Source organism: Aliinostoc maniaoense (assembly GCF_058172895.1).
This window is the reverse complement of sequence record NZ_CP187952.1, coordinates 6,589,001-6,607,829: the sequence shown is the minus strand read 5'-3', so window position 1 is coordinate 6,607,829 and position 18,829 is coordinate 6,589,001. Positions and strand designations below refer to the sequence as shown.

Sequence of the window (18,829 nt, the reverse complement as noted above, 5' to 3'; positions counted from 1 at the left end):
AAGGCTTTGAGGCACAAATTAAACATCGCGTACCAAATTACTAAAAACCGCCCAAATTTCAACAAAGTCAACAGCCTACCCTTACACCCCTACCCTAATATTCCTCAATTTTGAATTTTGAATTTTGAATTTTGAATTGATATGCCCCCTGCCTCTTACCCAGCACTCTTAGCCACTCAAAAGAGCTTCAACAAATTCATAACTAGAGAAAGGTCGTAAATCTTCCATGCCTTCCCCCGCACCAATAAAACGGATGGGTAAGCCTAGCTGTTGTACTACTGCCAGGGCAACACCTCCCTTAGCAGTTCCATCTAGCTTAGTTAAGACTACGCCGCTCAGTTGGGCTGCTTGGGAGAAGACTTCAGCTTGTCGCAATCCATTTTGACCCAAGGTGGCATCTAAAACTAACAGAGATTCAATTTTGGCATCAGGGGCTTTTTTGTCGATGATGCGCCGGATTTTACTGAGTTCATCCATTAAGTTTTTCTTATTTTGCAATCTGCCGGCGGTATCCACTAATAGGAGTTCGGTGTTTCTGGCTTGAGCAGCTGCGATCGCATCAAATACCACGGCTGCGGGGTCAGTATTTTTACCAGGATTGGAAATAACTTCTACACCAGTTCTTGTACCCCAAACTTTTACCTGTTCTACTGCGGCAGCCCGGAAAGTATCGGCTGCACCAATTAAGCAGCGATAGCCAGATTTTTTGGCTAGGTGAGAAATTTTACCGATGGTGGTAGTTTTACCTGCACCATTCACCCCAGTCATTAACCAAATATTCAGAGTATCTTTTTCGGGGGCAAAGCTGGCTGTATGGGTAGTCTTGAGGGGTGCTTCGAGCATATCCCGCAAGATTTGTTTTAAATATGCGATCGCTTGTTCTGGTGGTGTAACTTCTGACCGCAGTTTTTCCTGAAGGGCATTAATAATATAATCTGTTGCCTCTACACCTACATCGGCTTGCAGCAGTAAGGCCTCAATTTCTGCCACAGCCGCTTGGTTGAGTGGCCCTTGCCCCACAATTGCTTTCAGTTGATTGAGGATACTACGACGGGTTTTATCTAATCCTTCCCGCAGTTTTTTCAGCCAGGTAATTTCTTCAATAGAAATATCTTCTGGTCGTCTGCCTTGTGATGCTAATACTTCGGCCGACCACACAAATCCTTCATCAAAATCCAGCCCAGGAATTGTTTCTCCTGCTTCTGGTGCAGTTGTTTCTGGCTGCACTACTTCGGGTTCAGGTACTTCAATCGCACTGGCAATCAGTCGTTCTTGCTTGGCTGCTTGTTCGGCTGCTGCCCTTTCTAAAAAGGATAAATTGGCAGGGGTTGGGGTTTCTGGAGCAATTTCTGGTTCTGGTGGTGTGTCAACAACGGTAACAGAGTCTTCTACAACTTCTGAAGTAGTCACAATTGCTTCTGGAGACTCTGCCGTAACTTTTTCTGGCTCTGGGGTAGTTTCTGTAACTTCAGGTGTGGCCTCGGCTGAGTCTGGTTGAGGCTGTTGTTTTTCTTGAATATTTTTATAAGCGGCTTTAGCAAACGCCAACAAGTCGGCCGTTGAGTCGGGTGCAGCGTCGGCTGTTGTTGGTGACGTTGCGGCTGACTCTGGTTGGGGTTCTGGGGTGGGAGGTGTTTCTCCGGCTTGTGTATTGGGGGAGTTTTTATCTTGACGATTGAACCAATTAAAAACCATTGCAGCTAGCGGTGTGAGTTTTTCTGTGAGAGAGAAGTTAAGGCTTTACGAGTTAAGAAGTTTATGATTTTAATTTAACTTCTGACTCTAATCTGGTGTGAAAACCTGCGGGTTATCCGCACCTGCTCTTCCTCCTCACTGCCAACTCAAAACTTACCACATGGTGATCAAATTAGGTTTGTCGGCTGTGTACAGTACCGACAAATCAAAACTATGCAGGTTGTTTTTGTTCTGTGAATCGGCGCAGAACACCGTTAATAAACCGATGGCCTTCATCTCCACTGTAGCGTTTTGCTAGTTCTACAGCTTCATTAATTGCTACTCGATCTGGAAGTTGGAAGAATAGCATTTCTGCCACAGCAATTCGCAGTAAATCCCGATCAATTTGGGCTAAACGGGTAACTTGCCAATCTACCAAAGCTGAAGAAATATGTTCATCAATGATTGTGCGATGTTCACTAATGGTTTGGATCAGTTTGATGGCGTATTTCCCAACTTCCCGATCTTGATTGGCTAGCTGAATTAATTCGGGGAACTCTAGAGCTGCGCCTAACTGATTGATGGCGGTTTGAGTAGAGGCGATCGCTTCTTTGAGCATAGTCCGAGCCATATTCAAATCGGAGGCGCGAGTTTCACTAGTTAACAGGCGATCATGACTGCGTTGTAACTCCCCAGAGGCGTTATCTAAGGTATCTTGTACTTCGGATCTGAGGGTACGGACTGTAGCTAAAACTAGCTTGGGTAATTGTTCTTCAGTCAATTTTTTGGGATTGACTGGTAACTGGCTCAGGCTTAAAAGTGCCAGTTCACGGGCTATTTGTTGTGGTTTACGGTCTTGCATAAAATTTTAACTGTTTCAGTAGTAATTTAATTTCAGAGTTACAAATCTATCAATTTTAATTGAGCCAAACAACCATATTATTCTGTTTGGCTACAAATTTACCGGATTGTTTTTAACAGTTATCAGTTAACAGTTATCCGTTATCAGTCAAGAGTGATGTGTTTATCGTTGGTGAAACACTCGCGCGAACGCCTTGATAACTGTTCACCCAGCACTGTTATTTAAGTTTCTTCGATAGGGATAATGGGATGCTGGCGGTCACTAGTTGATTTTTCTAGTTTTTGTTCTTTGGTAATCACTAGTGGCGGTAAGGGTGTATTTGGGGTGACAATCCCTCCAGAGACTATCACTTTAAAGGCATCTTCCACCGACATGGACAGGTTGACAACATCATCTTCTGGAACTACGGCGTACCATCCTGTGGTGGGGTTAGGAGTAGTGGGGATAAAAATACTTAACATTGGGCGTGGCATTTGGGCTTGAATTTCATTCCCAATCACACCTGTCACAAAGGCGATCGCCCACATCCCTTTCCGGGGATACTCTACTAACACGACTCGACGGAATTTGTTATTGGAGTCTTTCAGTAGTGTCTCCAGCAGCTGTTTTAAGGTTTTATATACCTGGCCAGCCAAGGGAATAGCTTGTAGAAATTGCTCACCAAAATCTAATAACCACCGCCCAGCAATATTGCGCGCCATCAACCCAATCAATAAAATACTGAGTAATGGTACTGCTAGCCCTACTGCCAAGTTCAGTAAATTTACTAGAATTGGGTTTAACCCATCAAAGGGATTTAGTTGTTTAGGAACTTGAGTCAGAAAGTTGATTACCCAATTAGCAATGGTAATCGTTAGCCAGATAGTCGTCGCTAGTGGAATCACTACCAACAACCCGGCAATTAAGTCATTTTTCAAGTCCTGTTTTAGACGGTCAATTCCCAAGCCCCTATTCTCCTTCTTTAGAATAGTGGAAATTTCTTTCTTCGTATTCATGACATTAGATTTGTCCAATGATTCCGACATCCCCTGTGGTATTTTTTACCGCAAGTTACTGCCTACAATGACGAGTAGTTGAGTCTTTGCCATGACAAAATGCCCTATTTACTAGGAAACTAGGTGTTTGCTTGCACAAGTGCAAATAGGCACATCCCAACTAGGAATATAGCCAGTTGGTTTGTGAGGTTGTTACTTTTCTTTGTAGGAGTTGTAAACGATTGTTGCAAATATCGGAGATATTAATTATCCTATCGCGCTGATGGAAAAGCTGCTAATGCCGGCAGAACCAGCAAGGTGCAGTAATTAGCACAGTTTTTGCTCCTAATTTACAACCAAGGAAAGGTAATTTTTCTGAGAATGGTATTTAAAAATTTTAACTTATCATAACAACTAAATAAACTCAGCCTGAATTGAGTTACTCAGACAGTTAGGAAATCTCAGTAGCTGAGTCTCATCCCCATGCAAAATTCCCAATTCCAAATTCAACATTAAGAAATGGCAATCATCAATTATCAATCAGTTGATCAGGGACTGCCAACTCAAAAAATCATCAATAGTTGTGTAGGCTCTTGTGCAGCAAATACACAGCTACAGCCAAGATTCTAGCTGGAAAGATTGAGCTTGCTGGATTCTAATAAAGTCATTAAAATTGAGCTTTGGAGCGAGTTTCACGAACAAATTGCAGGCATTCTTCTAAATATTTTGACTTTTTTATGCCCAATGCCCAATCCCCTATTAAGGTGCTTCGGAAATTGTCTAACTTACTTCCAATGAGCTTTTTTGCTCTGTTGCTACAGGTGCAGCTAGGGTAGGTGTGGGAATGTGTTTCATCTCCCAGGCTTTCAACAGGATGAGATATTCATAAAAAGCCTGTAAGGTACACCAAGCTAACCCAGCCCTGCCATCTAAGCAACCACCCAAAATAAAGTACATATATAAAAAGCGCAGTAAAGGTCTAGCGGGTAGACGCAAAGACAAATCTTTTAATGCCCGTCGTCTCTCAACCTCCGACTTGCCAAAAATTAAATCTCCCCAGTTGACTTGACCTTTTTCTAATTGATACAAAGTTTCCCTGGCTTCATCAGTAGAATAACGGTTATGTTTTTCTATCCAACGGCTCAAACCTTTACTGCAAGTGTAGTGAGGATAGGTTTCCTTTAAGAAACTGGTTGCGCCATCACACACTTCCCGTTCAGTATGCCCATAGTCTGTAAACCAAACTTTCCCATGACGGAAAAGCCGCATTTGATACCGGGGGTATTGAGTGCTGCGGCGAATCCATTGATTGAGGAAAATCACCCGTTCAGCAACGTAGTAGCCAATATAGTCTGGGTTTTGCTTTGCTTGTTCACATTCAGCAAATAGTTCCGGTGTCATCCGTTCATCGGCTTCGAGGATATATACCCACTCATGTTTGGGGGCGAGAGTCTCTAACATCCAAGTCCGTTGTCGTCCGTGACTCTCAAAGGCGTGTTGCACAACCCGCACTGGATAGCGACTGGCGATTTCTACAGTGCGATCGCTACTGCATGAGTCTACAACAATAATGTCATCGGAGAGCATCGCCGACTCGATACAAGCAGCAATATCTAATTCTTCGTTATATGTGAGTATGTAAATGGAGAACATTTTCTAAATGTATAGTAATTTTACTAAATCCTAAGTATGTTTTTATTATCAGATCAATATTTAGTAAAAGGCAGTATAAACTATGAAAAATTATTTAATATTTTATACTGCCTAAGTGAATTGTAAATTAACGGGCTGGGACTTTACCTTTGGGTTTGCCACCTTGAAAAGCACCCATACCTCTTAAACCTGTCCAACCAATGATGATGTAACCAATAGACAAGAGTAAGCTGCTAATGCCAATTCTGATGCCAGATTTCCAAGCATTATCTCTAGCTTGTTTAGAAGCATCATCCCTGCGCTGGCGAATTTGAGTTAATCTTTGATTCGCTAACCCTTGAGGATCTGTTTGCTGGGCAATAAACTGATCAAGTTCTTTGGGATTAGTTTTAAACTTCTTGAGCAATTCTTTTTGCGCGGCTGGAATTTGGGGATTCTTTAGTGCCGCTTGATATTTTTGCTCATCTTGCAGTAATTCAGTAAACTGAGCTTTGGCTTGGGCGCGTAATTGTTCTAACTGCGCTTTGCCTTGTTCGTTGTTGATTTGGGCTTGAAATTGGGATAACTGATTTTGGAGTTGGTTTTCTGCCTGTTGTGCATCTTGGTTGATTTGATTTACGGTTTGGGTGCTAGCTTGTCGCACATTGTTAAGGTGCAAGGGGAAAAACAGCAAGAACATTAAACCTAAAATGCTAGACAGTATTAGCACAGGAAATCTGAAGTCAAAACCTTTGGGGTTATCACTAGCTTCCTGCATCCAATAACCAGTAAATAAAGCTCCCACACCCACTAAGGGGACAATACCTCGGTCAACTACTTGAGTAACAACATTGATTTGCCATATCCTATTCGTGGGTTGGAACGGAAACAACAAAATCAAAAAGTCCAGTAAAAAGGACACAATTAATATTATTCCCACCACTTTAAGGGTGAGAGCAGCATTGGCGGAATTAAAACGATTAACCATAGTTGTGCAAACTTTTATTCAACTCAGAAATGATCATCCTATTTAAAGTTACTGGAAGATTGTTCCCATAATGTTGTTTGTCATCTGAATCTGCCTGCATATAATTAAGATGAAGCAGATAGAATTTTGTGGCAAACTACACTACAGTAGCATTTGTTATCTATGGTGTCCTATTAAAAATAGGGTATTGTAAGATACAACGGTAATTGATAATCTATTACCTTTGTCAATCTTAGCGTCTCTCAGTTTTCAGCTTTTAAATTACACAGTTAGTTATGAGTATTGTGAAATGTTAACTTTTAATAGTTAACAGTCAACACAAAAAAAGTGCAAGTTAGATGTGTGATAGCTGATCTAATATTCTTTGCCAAATCAGTAAATCTTCTGGACGATCTATATCAGACAACGTAGGTAAACAAACATAGGAAATGTTAAGTTTTTTAGCAACATCTAGAGTTTGTTGTAAAACTTCAGCAGTTCCCCAGTTAATATTCATGAACAGTTCGGGGATGAAACGACGCAAACCAATTAAGTAATAACCTCCGTCAGCTGCTGGGCCTAAAATTAAATCAACAGTTTGCAGTTGTGTAAAGGCTTGAGCAAGAATCAGGGTATTAGCTTCGGGGCAATCAGTACCGATGATAACGACTGCTGCCGCATTTTGTTCCAAGGCATCAAAGAGCGATCGCGCCATCCTTGCCCCCAAGTCCCCTTCTCCTTGACACTGGTATAATAAGCTAGAACCCAACCACTCTTGCATCAGTTGCAAATCACCACCTACAAACCGCACTTCCATAGATACGGTATTTTGCAATGCTTGCGCCTGAGATAAAGTGTACTCAGTCATCTGCCTTTGCAAATTAGCCGCACCAGCACTACCCAAGACAGGTATCAGTCGGGTTTTCGTCTTCCCCGCTTCTGGATAGCGAGTAAATATAATTAGGTGCTGTTTTAAAATACTCAATGATTTCACAAAATACTAAATATTCCTAATAATTACATAAACCTTTTTTAGAAATCCAAAAACCATAAATCCATTTTAGTAGCAATAATCACCACTACTATTAGCTTTAGTATTCTCCTTTGCAGTTCGCACAGCACCTAAGATAGTAGAAACATACACACAACGCTTAATTTTACCCCCAGACTTAGTAGATAAAGTAATTCTACCTAAAGGGGGTTGTCTCACACTCCCTAAATAATTAAATTGAATGCGTCTGACACCATTTGACTGCTGTAAAGTTGTTTCGTCATCTAGTCGGATAGTAGAGTCCAGGTTATTCCAAGTAGCAAGAGTGGGGCTAGTGGTAGCAGGATGAACTGCCCATTGAACTATACCATCGTGTTGGCGAAAGCTGGCTTGCCAAGTCAATTTTTCCTTGCTAGCTTGACTTTGAGCTTGTCGCATTGCACTATAAACTTCGTTTTGGGCTTTCTTGAGAGATTGGGTTTCGACAAAAGTTAACCAGTTAGGTAATCCCAAAGTTGCTAATATACCTATAGATACAACTATTACTAATACTTCTAGTAATGTGAAACCACTACTAGAATGACGATTTAAGTAATTGTTTTTTTTCACTAAAAATAACAGATGCACCGGGATAGGCATTCTCACTTGGCAAGAATTTTTATTGAGTAGCTAAAGATGAAAAACCTTGTTTTTGGTTTCTGCTTTAATTTTAGTCAGTAAATTGTAAGAAATATATTGAGAAAATGTAATTATTAAAAGAATTTTCAAAAATAATTTAATTGTAAAATTAATGTTTTTTAAATTCTGATTATTATAAATAATATATCTAATTAAGAACGCCAAGGCTGTTATACCTTTTTGCCTATTTAAAGGTTCTTGTAAAGCCTTGCAGGTTAGATATTTATATATGTTTTTTTTACTTAGATTTAAAATCTTTATATTGCTTACTGGTCTTATTTTATAAACATTATCAAGAACTTGTAAACAATATTTTTCTTGTCTTTTTAAATTAGAAGATAAAGAATTACTGCTAACTCGATATAAAATTTGTACAACTGGTACAGCTACGAAAGAATATTTAGCTGCTAATCTTAACCACATATCCCAATCTTGAGCAGCCTGTAAGGCTTCATCAAATCCACCTAACTGAATTAAAGCTTCCTTGCGAATCAAAGGGTTAGAACCATTTTCTAAAAAATTATTGATTAATAACTTTTCATAAACATCTCCACTAGCTGTAATCCGCGCACCTGATAATAAAAAATTACCTGCTTCATCAATGTAATCAGTCCAACTATAAGCTACATGAGCATTAACACTTTTGTGTAATGCTTCTAGTTGTGAATCTAACTTTTCAGATGTCCAAATATCATCTGCGTCTAAAAAACTAATAAATTCTCCTTGTGCAAGATGTAAACCACGATTACGGCTAACATTTCCACCCGCATTATCAAAAGAAAATACCCGAAGACGTGAATCTTTTATTTTAGAAACAATATCTAGAGTTGCATCTTGTGAACCATCGTTAATTACAATTAATTCAAAATTACTGTAAGTTTGCTGTAAAACTGAATTGATTGTTTCTGTAATAGTTTTTTCGCAATTGTAAGCAGGTATAATTACTGAAATTAGTGGTTTACTAGTTGGGAAATCATTCATGATTTAAATTTGGACTTTTGTTAAATAAGTTGTTTGTATAGAATATTAATGAATACAAAGGGCTTAACAAACTACCCAAATAGAAATTCAGTTCAAAAAGTGCAACCATATCACTATTTAAGGTATATTTATATTTGATAATATGGTGTAACAGTCTGCGAATATTTCCAAAAATGGTTCTCATTAAAATTATTGGTGAATGCCATTTCTTGGCGTTTATGAGTCTGAGTTGGAAAATACATAGACCACAACCACGAGCTATTTTAAGTAAGTAATTTTTCTCTAACCGCCAGGGTGGAATTTGATGATAAATTTGCATTGCAGGGTTGTACCATATTTCCCAACCTGCTTTATATATATATAAGAGGACTTCTGTATCCTCTCCAGCTACCATTAGCTTGCCAATTCTGCCTTTCAAAACTAACTGCTCAGGTACACTTGCTAACCAAGCTTGTTTACGAATAACAAGTGCTGCACCTGGTGGAAGATTTAAATTACCAGCATCGAATATATATGCTTGTTGACCATGTTCTCGAATCGCTAAAAAAGCCTGAATACGCGAAAAATTCTCTGGGGGTTTGACTTCAAAATCTCCATGTATTTGACCACTCCATGCACCAGCACGAGGATTTGCTTTACCAAATTGATAAGATTGTGTAACCCAATCATGTGTCGGTAAATTGTCATCATCTAAAAAAGCAATAAATTCACCTTTAGCTTCATTGACAGCCCTTAATCTAGCAAATGCTAATCCTTGTTTGCTTTCCAAAACATATTTTAAAGGAAATTGACTAAATTTGTTTTGGTAATTTTTGACTACATCGGCTGTGCGATCGCTACTATTATTATCAATAATAATGACTTCCCAATTGAGATTTTCTACTCCCGTCTGAGTTAATAGCCTCTCCAAAACTTGTGGTAAACGTTCCGCACCGTTCCATGTTGGGATTGCAACGGTAAAATCTAGATTTTCATGTATTTCTGGTATTTTAATCTGCATACAATAAAATTAATGATTAACTTGTGTACCTTTACGCAAATATCCGTTTTTCCAGAGATAAAACGGACTCACTAGACTGCTTACAAATAGCTCTGTTTCGCAAGCTATGACCAAATCAGTTTTTATCTTGCTTCTATACTTAAGTATTTGTAGGATGATTTTTTTAGAGTCATTTAGCATATAAGCAATTATGATAAATGGTTTGAGATAGGGTTTAACATTAGCCATTCTTGTAACATAACGACTAAGACCAATACCTCTAAAAAATGGAATTAAATATTCTCTTTTTAGTCGAGATGCGGGTATTTGATGATAAATTTCCATTTCTGGGTTGTACCAAACTTCCCAACCAGATTTTTGGAAATGACACAGCATTTCTAAATCTTCACCAGTGAGCATATTACCAGTAACTCTACCAGTAAGAAGGGGGTTTTCTGGTACACTTTTCAGCCATGCGTCTCGACGTACAACCAAGCCAGCAGAAGGAGGTAATAATTTTTTGCTCGGCTCATAAAATAATGGCTGATTTCCACGTTCTGTAATTGCCAGGAAAGCACTGATACGCTGAAAACCTGCTGGTGGTTCTACCTCCCAGCTAGGATGAATTTGACTACCATATGCACCAGCTTGAGGATATTTTTGAGCAAAAGCATAAGCTGCTGCTACCCAAGTTGGCGTGGGGTAATTGTCATCATCTAAAAAACCTATCAATTTACCTAAAGCAACTTCAACACCTTTTTTTCTGGCATATGCCGCGCCCTGTTTAGCTTCAAAGTAGTATTTTAAAGGGTGAGAACATTGCCAATTGCCTTGGTATTGCTGTACAACTTCGGCTGTATTATCGGTACTGTTATTATCTAAAACAATAATTTCCCAAGTAATATTTTCAGTGTTAACTTGATTTTGTAGCCTATCTAATAGTTCAGGCAAACGATTTGCGCCATTGTAAGTTGGAATAACAATACTAAAGTCTAAGCTACCATTCATTTTTTGCAGGTTTTAGTTGAATTAAATTGCTGTTTTTAGAGGTTGATAAATTGGTAAATAATTAGTCGATAGGATTTTAGTTTAAATAGCAATTGCTTGTGAGGAAATACTTAATGGCAATATAAAATCACTAACTAACTGTACCCCATATGACCATTTTGCGCTGAGGAAGCAGTTTCTCGTACCGTATTTTTACTATTTTTTGCTTTAAAATTTAACTACAGTCATTATCTTTATCGGTGGATATTGCACCTAAGAGTGTCTTGACAATCACGCAACGTTTCAGATTATTGCTAGACACAACAATTTTGAAACCAGCCGTTTGGGTAGAATCTAGAGTACCCATGTAGTCAAAAGTAATAGTTTGTGGAGTATTTAAATAAGTAGGACTGGAGTTGACAGAAGCACCAGCTGTATTCTTAGCGGTGAGATTTGTCAGGAGTGTGATTTGACTGGGATTTATATCTATATCCTTGCCTAAAGGCTGCCAACGATCAGAAGCAGGAGTTTCAGAGTCAGGATGAATGACAGCTTTAGGAATTTGGTTTTCTACTTTAAAGCTAACACTATACTTGATTTTTTGGCGTTTAGCTTGCTGCTGTGCTTGTTGTATTAAAGCTAAAACAGCATCGTTGACTTTATTAATTCTTTGGCGATTGACAAAAGCAGACCAACTAGGTAGTGCGATCGCTGCTAATATACCTATCATCATGACCACAGCAAGCAATTCCACCATGCTAAAACCAGCATTTGGTTGATCAAATGTTAAAGCATAGCGACTAGGCAAGTATAAAAGCTTAGGTTTGTTATTTCTTGTGTCAATCTTGAGCAACTTCAAACGTATTTTGTTCATAATCCAATGCTTTAAATTATGCTATTTGTTTCAACACTTACTGAGTAAATAAATATCCCCGCCCTTGTATTCGTATACTTGCATTGGGAAAATAAGCTTTTTTGTTATCGGCATAATTGAGGTTATTGCTTTGTAAGCGAGCGATCGCATTACCTCTCAAAAAGATCTGTGCTGTGGTGTTAGCTTTATCAACACAAGCGTAAAAACTCGTCATTTTAAACGTATCACGGGTATTAAAATTAGTCTTATCGGGAGCTACCAATGTTGAGCCAGTAGGACAGGTAATCTTTGGGGGTGGTGTAATTTGTAGTGTTGGGTTTGGTATTGTCTGGTCGATATAATCAACTAAAACTACAGGCGTTCCCGGAGTGACATCATTCACCACATCTGCTCCACTAGCATCTTGAGTAGTATATTGGCTGAGTCTTTTCCAGGCGTTCATTTTTTCATGTATTGTGCCTGCTCCATCAAGACTAAATAAAGCAAAACCAGGATCAGGGCAATAATCATTGCTGACATATTTGCCTGTATAACCATTACATGAGACTCCGCTACTAGCCGTTGTAGCTACACCATCCTTCATTTGCCATCTGGTGATACGAGCAGCATTAGACCAAGTAGTATTACTGTCTTTGATTAAATAGTAGGCAACTAATGAATATACATAAGTATCGTCTTTTTCAGTGCCTGTCACTGTAATAGCTTGTTCGATTAATTCTCTTTTCCAGAATACTAAAACAGGAACTCTATCTGTCGAGCTTGAACTAGGTAATTCATTCCTAATGGCATCAATACCATCACTATCATAGATATATATAGCCTGCTGTAAGTCGCGGGCAATGTAATCTAAGGCCACTTGAATTTCTTGTTCTGAAGTTACTTTTGCTTGCTCCTGTCTATCTGTATTCATGACGCTAATCATGAAGCCGAATAAGGGTGTAATGACCAGGACTGCCAGAATCATGGCTACCAATAATTCAATCAAGGAAAAACCACCAATTGGGTCTATGACCTTGGAGCGTTTCAACTGACTCTGAAGTAGAAATTTTAATCCCCTCATCATACTTTGGTTTTCCCTTTACTGGATATTGATGGATAGATATAAATCAGTTGTTGCTTATCAATTACAACCTTTATTTGTTGCCACACCAAGACGCTGACATAAAGCACTAAAAGAAGTGCTAGTACTAGCTATGTCAGTTGTCATTTCTAGCAGAGGTGCTTGCCGATTGCCTAAACCACTAGCAAAGGGGTTTTGTGTTTTCTTATTAGTTTCACCTGTACTAGCAGTTCGAGTTTTCGTAAAATCAACATCTGCCCTATAAACTCGAATTGCCAAGCGATAGCCATCATTAGGTGAACTTCCTGTAACAGCCAGTCGAGCAGCCTGAATGTAATACTCAAATGGCTTTTCGGTACAATCGGTAGTGGTAATATTGCCGGATCTTGTAAAGCAGTACAAGCCACTTGCAGATGTAGGGAGTGCCATTTTAGTTACATTATCATCAGTAGTGCTTTTTACTAAATAATCCCCTGGTCTGCCTGTTACAGTCGTTGGAACTGTAACGTTGGCAATTCTTCTAGCATTAGTTGCAGTTGAAGCAGCAACTTCAATGGTTTGACTTGGTGCGGTAATCGCTCCCGTTCTCACACCATCAATGAAAGTTCTAGCGGCTTGTGTTGCTAGTTCTACCCGTCTTGCCTGAACACGGGTAGCTGTTGATAGCACGAGTACGGGTGCGATCGCTGTTAATAAAATTGCCACTACAATCAGTGCTACCAAAGACTCAATGATAGTAAAACCGGAATCACCACAAGAGGTTTTTCGTTGCTGTTTTATAAGTTTCATCATTGCCCATCACCAACTTTTAATATTTGATTCTTACGAACAAGAACCACGTTGATCTGCATCTATAGCATTTGTATTGTCAGCCGCTTTCTTGGCACATAACAAAATTTTCACCCAAGGATCGTCTCTACCAATTTCTCGAAAGAACTCATCAGGCAAATCATCGGGTATTGTGACTAATTTCTGGGCTAATAAGTCAGGCGATTGAGATAGTAACGCCACATCATAACCCCATTGCCTTAGAGGAGCGAGGTAGTATGGAACTGTACCCCTAACGCCCGCGCCATAGTTATCTATTTGATAAACGTTACCTGAGAATACAGGCATAAATGGTGCAGTAGCATAAGTGCTACGTTTGACTTGATAAAAAGCCCCGTTGATTTTAAGTGCCGTTTCGGTAGCAGCAGTATTCCAATTTTCAATCAAGCGTACAAAGTTATGTAAACCGCCATTATCTTCCGCCCGACGAGTTGGGCTAGTTGTTTTAGAAACTGCGGCTGGGGTGTCTCCAACTGCGGCAATTACGTTGACAGTCGTTGCTGTGGCTTCTTGTAACCAATTACCATGCTTTCCAGCTTTGACGATATCGCTATCTGGAACTTCAGGAGTACCAAATGGTTTGTTGTGTTGGAACACAAAATCATAACGAACGTTGTTACCAGAGGCAGTTCCTTCAAGCCAAGGTATGAAATATGGCTGTCCGCTTGTATCTACCCCATCTTTTGGTAGTGTTGTCCCTGTTAAAGGCCAGTCAAACTCTGCTATTTTGCCATCACTAGCAACACCATAAACTTTTAGTGGAGTTGTTATTGCACCAGTATCCAGATTACGTACAAAGGCGATTCTAGACGGTTTATTTGGGTTAATATCAGTAGTATTACAGTCTATTGGTGAACCACCAATGACTCCTGTTTTAATTGATGTTGCTGGTTTACCAATAATATCTGCTACACCATTGCTATCTTTGTCTCGCCATGTACTCTGTCCTATAGCTGTTGTTGGGCAGGCATTTTTAATTGTCCAGTTTCTAGGATCATTGCAAGTACTAGCGTAACAAACTTCCAGTAATAGCTGTTTAGCCCGGATTTTTCGCACAATTGGTGTGACAAAGTTGTTGAGATAGGAACTTCCTTGGAATCCTGTTGTTGTTGTATCTAAATCTTTGGGAAAGGCGGGAAAATTACCATTACCGTCAGCATCACGATTAAACCAATCAGCAATTGGTGCGAAGGAGTTTTCTGTGGAGAAAATACCGGTAGTTGCATAGTTAATCGGACTAGTAGGAACTGTACTTTGGATAAGCTGCCAATCATAGTCTGCTTCGTTGCGGAAGCCAAATCTAAAGTTATTAGAAATTACAGTCAGAGAATCTGCTAATACCGCAGCAGAACGCCATTGATCGCCAGTTGTACACTGCGGTAATCTAGGATCGCCTGGACGACAAGCAAAGTTAGTATTTAAGCTAGTGCGGCTGTAGAAATTGTCCCAATCATCAGCCAGTGCTGTGTTAAATTCCTGTTGAGTGTGAAGATTAAAGTCACCCTTAATATAGGCAGGCAAATTACTAGCTAAAATCAGTCCCTTTTCTGCGTCTCGATAGGTGTTGCTGTCATTACGGGCAATTTTTTGGCCGTTAATGAGCATAATGGCATTAGGACGACGATTAGGATCAAGTTTGTAATCTACAGCACTTTCTAGCCTTTCACTTTCAGTGGGAGAATTTGGATCTGCTGCCGCACTTAAATCTAGTAGTGCATCATCACGAGTAGCGTAGATAATACCGCTATTGGGTAATAAATATTCCTGTGCTGGTGTGGTAGCACCAATTGTTTTTCTACGCAGCTTATCAATATCTAAGACAGTGGCACGAATTTCTAAAGGTTTTCTGTTTCTTCTCCATCGGTCATAATCTCTACTCCCAGTCGTAATATCAGTTGCTTGAATTTGTCTGGGGTCTAGAAAGGCAACTTCATAAATAGAGCCATGATCAATGACTGTATCTGTAGGAGTATTCAAAGTAGCATCAAAAATTGCTAAACCACAAATTGCTGCATCCACAGCAGATTTTTCTGAGAGAGTGCGTTTAGTCGCATCTGTTTTGTTTAAAGCTCTTCTCAGTAATCCATCATCAATTGAACGTCCATTGGGATAGGTTAAATCTGCTAAATAACTCAGGACGCTGCTGTAAGAGCTTTCAGTCTTAGTTGTAGGAAAATCGTAAACTATGCCATTGTTGGATAGACCACCAGCACCATTATTAAAAGTTGATGGAGTTGATGGGGGATTTTGAGCAGTAGTGCTATTAGTAGGGTCATAATAGCTGCTAACACAAGCAATAGGTGTGGGACTAGTCTGACTGTAACTAGCAGATTTGTAGTGATAGACGGCTGTCGCCCGCATCCGCAGATATGGTTGATTTGTTGGTTGACCTACTTCATAAGTAACGTCTAATCCATAATCTTTATACGGTTTGATTGGGCTAGGTACTGAACTGGTTTTAACTGGTGAAAGATCAGGCCAAATTTGCTTGTTAAGTCCAGTAAAGGCAGTTGACGACAAATTTGCAGCAGTGACAGTATCAGGCAAATAAATTCCCGCACCAGTTACTACTCGCAAGCCACCTACGGGTTCTTCTGGACTATTTGGTACTTGGGCTGCTGCTAATTCCCAATCTCCATCCCTGTCTGTACTACCTAAATCTTTCAGTGTTTCTACACGACTACGACGAGTGCGATCGCCATCGCCATCATCCCATTTATAGTTACTGATAGTTTGGGTATCATCGGCATTTGGCCCTACAAATGCTCCTTTAGTTTGATCCCACCAAAGTTGAGGTAGGTTGTTACCAACGACAGCGCGATCGCCAAAGTATCCTTCTACACCTTGTAATTGTCTTGAAAGTTTACTCGGCTCAGTTGCAGAAGGTCTGAGTTTGTCAGTCCCATTTGCATTTAAACTCAACCCAGTATAACCAGTTGCAGTCAAGCCATCGGCAGGATCGACAGGATAAATCCAAGGATCGGGGGGACGTAAAGTATTATCAGCACCTTGTAATACTTCACTTTCCTTAGCACCACCAACTTTGTAAGCTCCTAAAGCATCACCATCAAAAGCCACTTCAGCATAAGGAACTCTGCGGGTACGTCTTCTAAAATAAAGCTCTAGTTGCTTGAAGCGTAAACTAGCTCTTTCAGCAGTCGTTAAGTCGGTTAAGCTTCTACCTTGCTTGGTTAATACATCTTGCATCCCTTGAGTAACTTCTGATGGGTCAGTGCTTTCAGCGTTAGCTGTTTGGGCAGTAACTAAACGGTTAACACGTTGGGTGTAAGCTAGGCTATTGTAAGCGATTTGTCTTGGGGAATGAGAAACTGATTTATTATTAACTGATGAATTTCTCAGCGCAGTATTGGCAGCAGCAGGTGTTTTGCCTTTATATAGGTCAATTGATACTCCATTGGTATCACTGTCTTCTGTAATTATTCCAGATCCAATATTGCCTCCAACAACTATCTTGGCGTTTTCTGGATCGTAAAAACAGGATGCGTTTCCACTAACCTGATATAGTCTGATGCCATTACCACCTGTAGGTAAACCAGCCAGCAGGTTACTATTAGTAAAAATACGTCCATTCAGTCTGAATGCAGGACCAGGAGCTATTCCCAAGTCATCTTCATAAACAACAGCGTTATTAACTAAAGGCAGTTGTACTCGGTCTTGTTGAAGCTCTAAAGCCGAGAAGCCTTGACTACTTTTCTTCTTCTCATAATTAACTGTGTCTGTGGGTTCTGTAGTAATAGGAACACTGGCAGTGTAAGCAAAAAAGGCTTTTTTTAACTTAGTACCATTTCTAAACCAGCCTGTGTTACCTACCAAGGCTGCACTTGTATCTTGACCATCTCCACAACTGCTACTGACAGTCCCAATAGTCATCGGCGGAGTTCTCGCCTCTAGAGGGTTTCTGGCACGAGTATATTTTCCGTCACTAACTGGTGGATTTTTAAAGTAAATTCCATAAAGGGTATAACTATCAAATTTACCGTTGTTATCGGTATCTATCGGATACATCCATGCTGTTTTAAGTTCGTTAGAACCCTGAGTTAGCTTTAATTGGGTTTCATCGCCCAAAGTATACTCATCAATGTTTGTTGTCAATGTACTATACAGCGCGTCATCTGTTGGCGTAGCGCGTGGTAGTCTGGGGTCTTGAAATAGTTTGTTTATTTTCGCCCTGGCGCGGTCAAGTGCAGGAGTCGCAGCATTAAGAGCAACTTCATTAACACGAACATTACTTGCATTTTTAGCTCGCTCAAAAGACCGAAATAAAATGGCTGTGGTAAGTAACACTACTACTATGGCTACCATTGCTACTGTCGGCAAAACAAAACCAGCATTTGTAGAACTTCGCCGTTTCTTAGTCAGAAATAAAGTCCGTAATATCCAAATTATTCGCTTTTTAATAGCAAATAAATACTGCTTTATCAGACGTTTTATTATTTTAAAATACTGTTTTTTTGTTTTGAATAGCTGGCGTTTTGGCGACATAGCTACTTTCCTGTGAAGTGTTTTACAAAGAATTGATCAATGCTTTTGCTATTGGTTAATCATGCCTGTTAACTAATTACTGGGGCATGATAAACAGAAAAACTTCTATAAATAGTCACTCTGTGTGAGCAACACTAAACTTAGTAGCAACATAAAATATGATGTGTTCAAGTTATATCATTGAATAATTTAACTACTTGATTCGGAAAATACTGATTTTATTGAATTTGTAGATTAGGTAGCAATTTCAGTAGAACAACACCATAAATTTAAATCAACTGGGCAGAAGTTTGTCTCATAAGCTGATGAGTTTGTAAAGATATTGTGAATAGATTGAACTTATATTACCCATCTGCTCAAGAAAACATATCACTTCGATACCAACTTATATAAAGTACCTTTAAAATTGAAAACCTCCCCATAATGGAGAGGTTGCAAAGTGATTGTGCTTTTTCTAAGTAAATGACCAGGATTAATGTTGGCAGTTAATACCAGTTTTATTGGCAATAGTGCTTTTTCAAGTATTTAACTACCAAGTTATTAATAAAATTAGGAGTTTGTGAGGTTTAGTGTTCCTCACAACTTTGGTCAAACTGGTATTAATAATGATTGAGGTTAAGACCAGCTTCTTTTGCCATTGCTTCTATTCCCTTCTTCTCTAGGGTTTTGATGGCTTTAGTAGATAGCTTGAGTTTTACCCAACGGTTTCCACCTGGCCACCAAACACGCTTGCTTTGTAGATTAGCGTGCTGAAGGCGTTTGGTGCGGCGGTGAGAGTGAGAAATCGCAAAGGCGTTATTTGCCTTTTTACCAGTCAGTTCACAACGACGGGACATAGT

The 18,829-nt window shown here is 39.6% G+C and carries 15 protein-coding genes; all 15 read right to left on the bottom strand.

Going from position 1 to position 18,829, the window contains the following annotated elements:
- Window positions 1-168: 168 nt before the first annotated feature.
- Window positions 169-1,695, bottom strand: coding sequence for a signal recognition particle-docking protein FtsY (gene ftsY / locus ACPZ3T_RS28965; protein WP_490272878.1), 1,527 nt, complete (start codon window positions 1,693-1,695; stop codon window positions 169-171).
- A 211-nt stretch (window positions 1,696-1,906) separates the two neighbouring features.
- On the bottom strand, window positions 1,907-2,536 hold the full coding sequence (nusB, locus tag ACPZ3T_RS28960; protein WP_490272877.1) for a transcription antitermination factor NusB: 630 nt from the start codon (window positions 2,534-2,536) through the stop codon (window positions 1,907-1,909).
- 221 nt (window positions 2,537-2,757) lie between these two features.
- The gene (locus ACPZ3T_RS28955; RefSeq protein ID WP_490272876.1) at window positions 2,758-3,531 is read right to left on the bottom strand and encodes a DUF502 domain-containing protein; all 774 of its coding nucleotides are present in this window, start codon (window positions 3,529-3,531) and stop codon (window positions 2,758-2,760) included.
- A 759-nt stretch (window positions 3,532-4,290) separates the two neighbouring features.
- Window positions 4,291-5,163 carry a glycosyltransferase family 2 protein gene (locus ACPZ3T_RS28950; protein ID WP_490272875.1) on the bottom strand — a complete coding sequence of 291 codons (873 nt, stop codon included), beginning with the start codon at window positions 5,161-5,163 and terminating at the stop codon, window positions 4,291-4,293.
- 127 nt (window positions 5,164-5,290) lie between these two features.
- Window positions 5,291-6,130 carry a hormogonium polysaccharide biosynthesis protein HpsJ gene (hpsJ-B, locus tag ACPZ3T_RS28945; protein WP_490272874.1) on the bottom strand — a complete coding sequence of 280 codons (840 nt, stop codon included), beginning with the start codon at window positions 6,128-6,130 and terminating at the stop codon, window positions 5,291-5,293.
- Window positions 6,131-6,464: 334 nt separating this feature from the next.
- Window positions 6,465-7,103 (bottom strand): TIGR04282 family arsenosugar biosynthesis glycosyltransferase, encoded by a 639-nt coding sequence (locus ACPZ3T_RS28940; protein ID WP_490272873.1) that lies wholly within the window; start codon window positions 7,101-7,103, stop codon window positions 6,465-6,467.
- A 66-nt stretch (window positions 7,104-7,169) separates the two neighbouring features.
- Window positions 7,170-7,739 (bottom strand): GspH/FimT family pseudopilin, encoded by a 570-nt coding sequence (locus ACPZ3T_RS28935; protein WP_490272872.1) that lies wholly within the window; start codon window positions 7,737-7,739, stop codon window positions 7,170-7,172.
- A gap of 30 nt (window positions 7,740-7,769) precedes the next feature.
- Window positions 7,770-8,759 carry a glycosyltransferase gene (locus ACPZ3T_RS28930; protein WP_490272871.1) on the bottom strand — a complete coding sequence of 330 codons (990 nt, stop codon included), beginning with the start codon at window positions 8,757-8,759 and terminating at the stop codon, window positions 7,770-7,772.
- On the bottom strand, window positions 8,752-9,759 hold the full coding sequence (gene hpsE, locus ACPZ3T_RS28925) for a hormogonium polysaccharide biosynthesis glycosyltransferase HpsE (RefSeq protein WP_490272870.1): 1,008 nt from the start codon (window positions 9,757-9,759) through the stop codon (window positions 8,752-8,754). The genes ACPZ3T_RS28930 and hpsE (ACPZ3T_RS28925) overlap by 8 nt, the downstream gene beginning before the upstream one ends.
- A 9-nt stretch (window positions 9,760-9,768) precedes the next feature.
- The gene (gene hpsE / locus ACPZ3T_RS28920; RefSeq protein WP_490272868.1) at window positions 9,769-10,746 is read right to left on the bottom strand and encodes a hormogonium polysaccharide biosynthesis glycosyltransferase HpsE; all 978 of its coding nucleotides are present in this window, start codon (window positions 10,744-10,746) and stop codon (window positions 9,769-9,771) included.
- Window positions 10,747-10,960: 214 nt separating this feature from the next.
- Window positions 10,961-11,599 carry a pilus assembly FimT family protein gene (locus ACPZ3T_RS28915; RefSeq protein WP_490272866.1) on the bottom strand — a complete coding sequence of 213 codons (639 nt, stop codon included), beginning with the start codon at window positions 11,597-11,599 and terminating at the stop codon, window positions 10,961-10,963.
- 37 nt (window positions 11,600-11,636) lie between these two features.
- Entirely contained in the window at window positions 11,637-12,662 is a 1,026-nt protein-coding gene (gene hpsC / locus ACPZ3T_RS28910) for a hormogonium polysaccharide secretion pseudopilin HpsC (protein ID WP_490272864.1), read from the bottom strand.
- Window positions 12,663-12,719: 57 nt separating this feature from the next.
- Entirely contained in the window at window positions 12,720-13,451 is a 732-nt protein-coding gene (gene hpsB, locus ACPZ3T_RS28905) for a hormogonium polysaccharide secretion pseudopilin HpsB (RefSeq protein ID WP_490272862.1), read from the bottom strand.
- A 30-nt stretch (window positions 13,452-13,481) separates the two neighbouring features.
- Window positions 13,482-17,990 (bottom strand): hormogonium polysaccharide biosynthesis protein HpsA, encoded by a 4,509-nt coding sequence (hpsA, locus tag ACPZ3T_RS28900; protein WP_490272860.1) that lies wholly within the window; start codon window positions 17,988-17,990, stop codon window positions 13,482-13,484.
- Window positions 17,991-18,589: 599 nt separating this feature from the next.
- A complete protein-coding gene (gene rpmB / locus ACPZ3T_RS28895; RefSeq protein WP_490272858.1) occupies window positions 18,590-18,826 on the bottom strand; it encodes a 50S ribosomal protein L28 in 237 nt (78 codons plus the stop codon).
- Window positions 18,827-18,829: the final 3 nt, after the last annotated feature.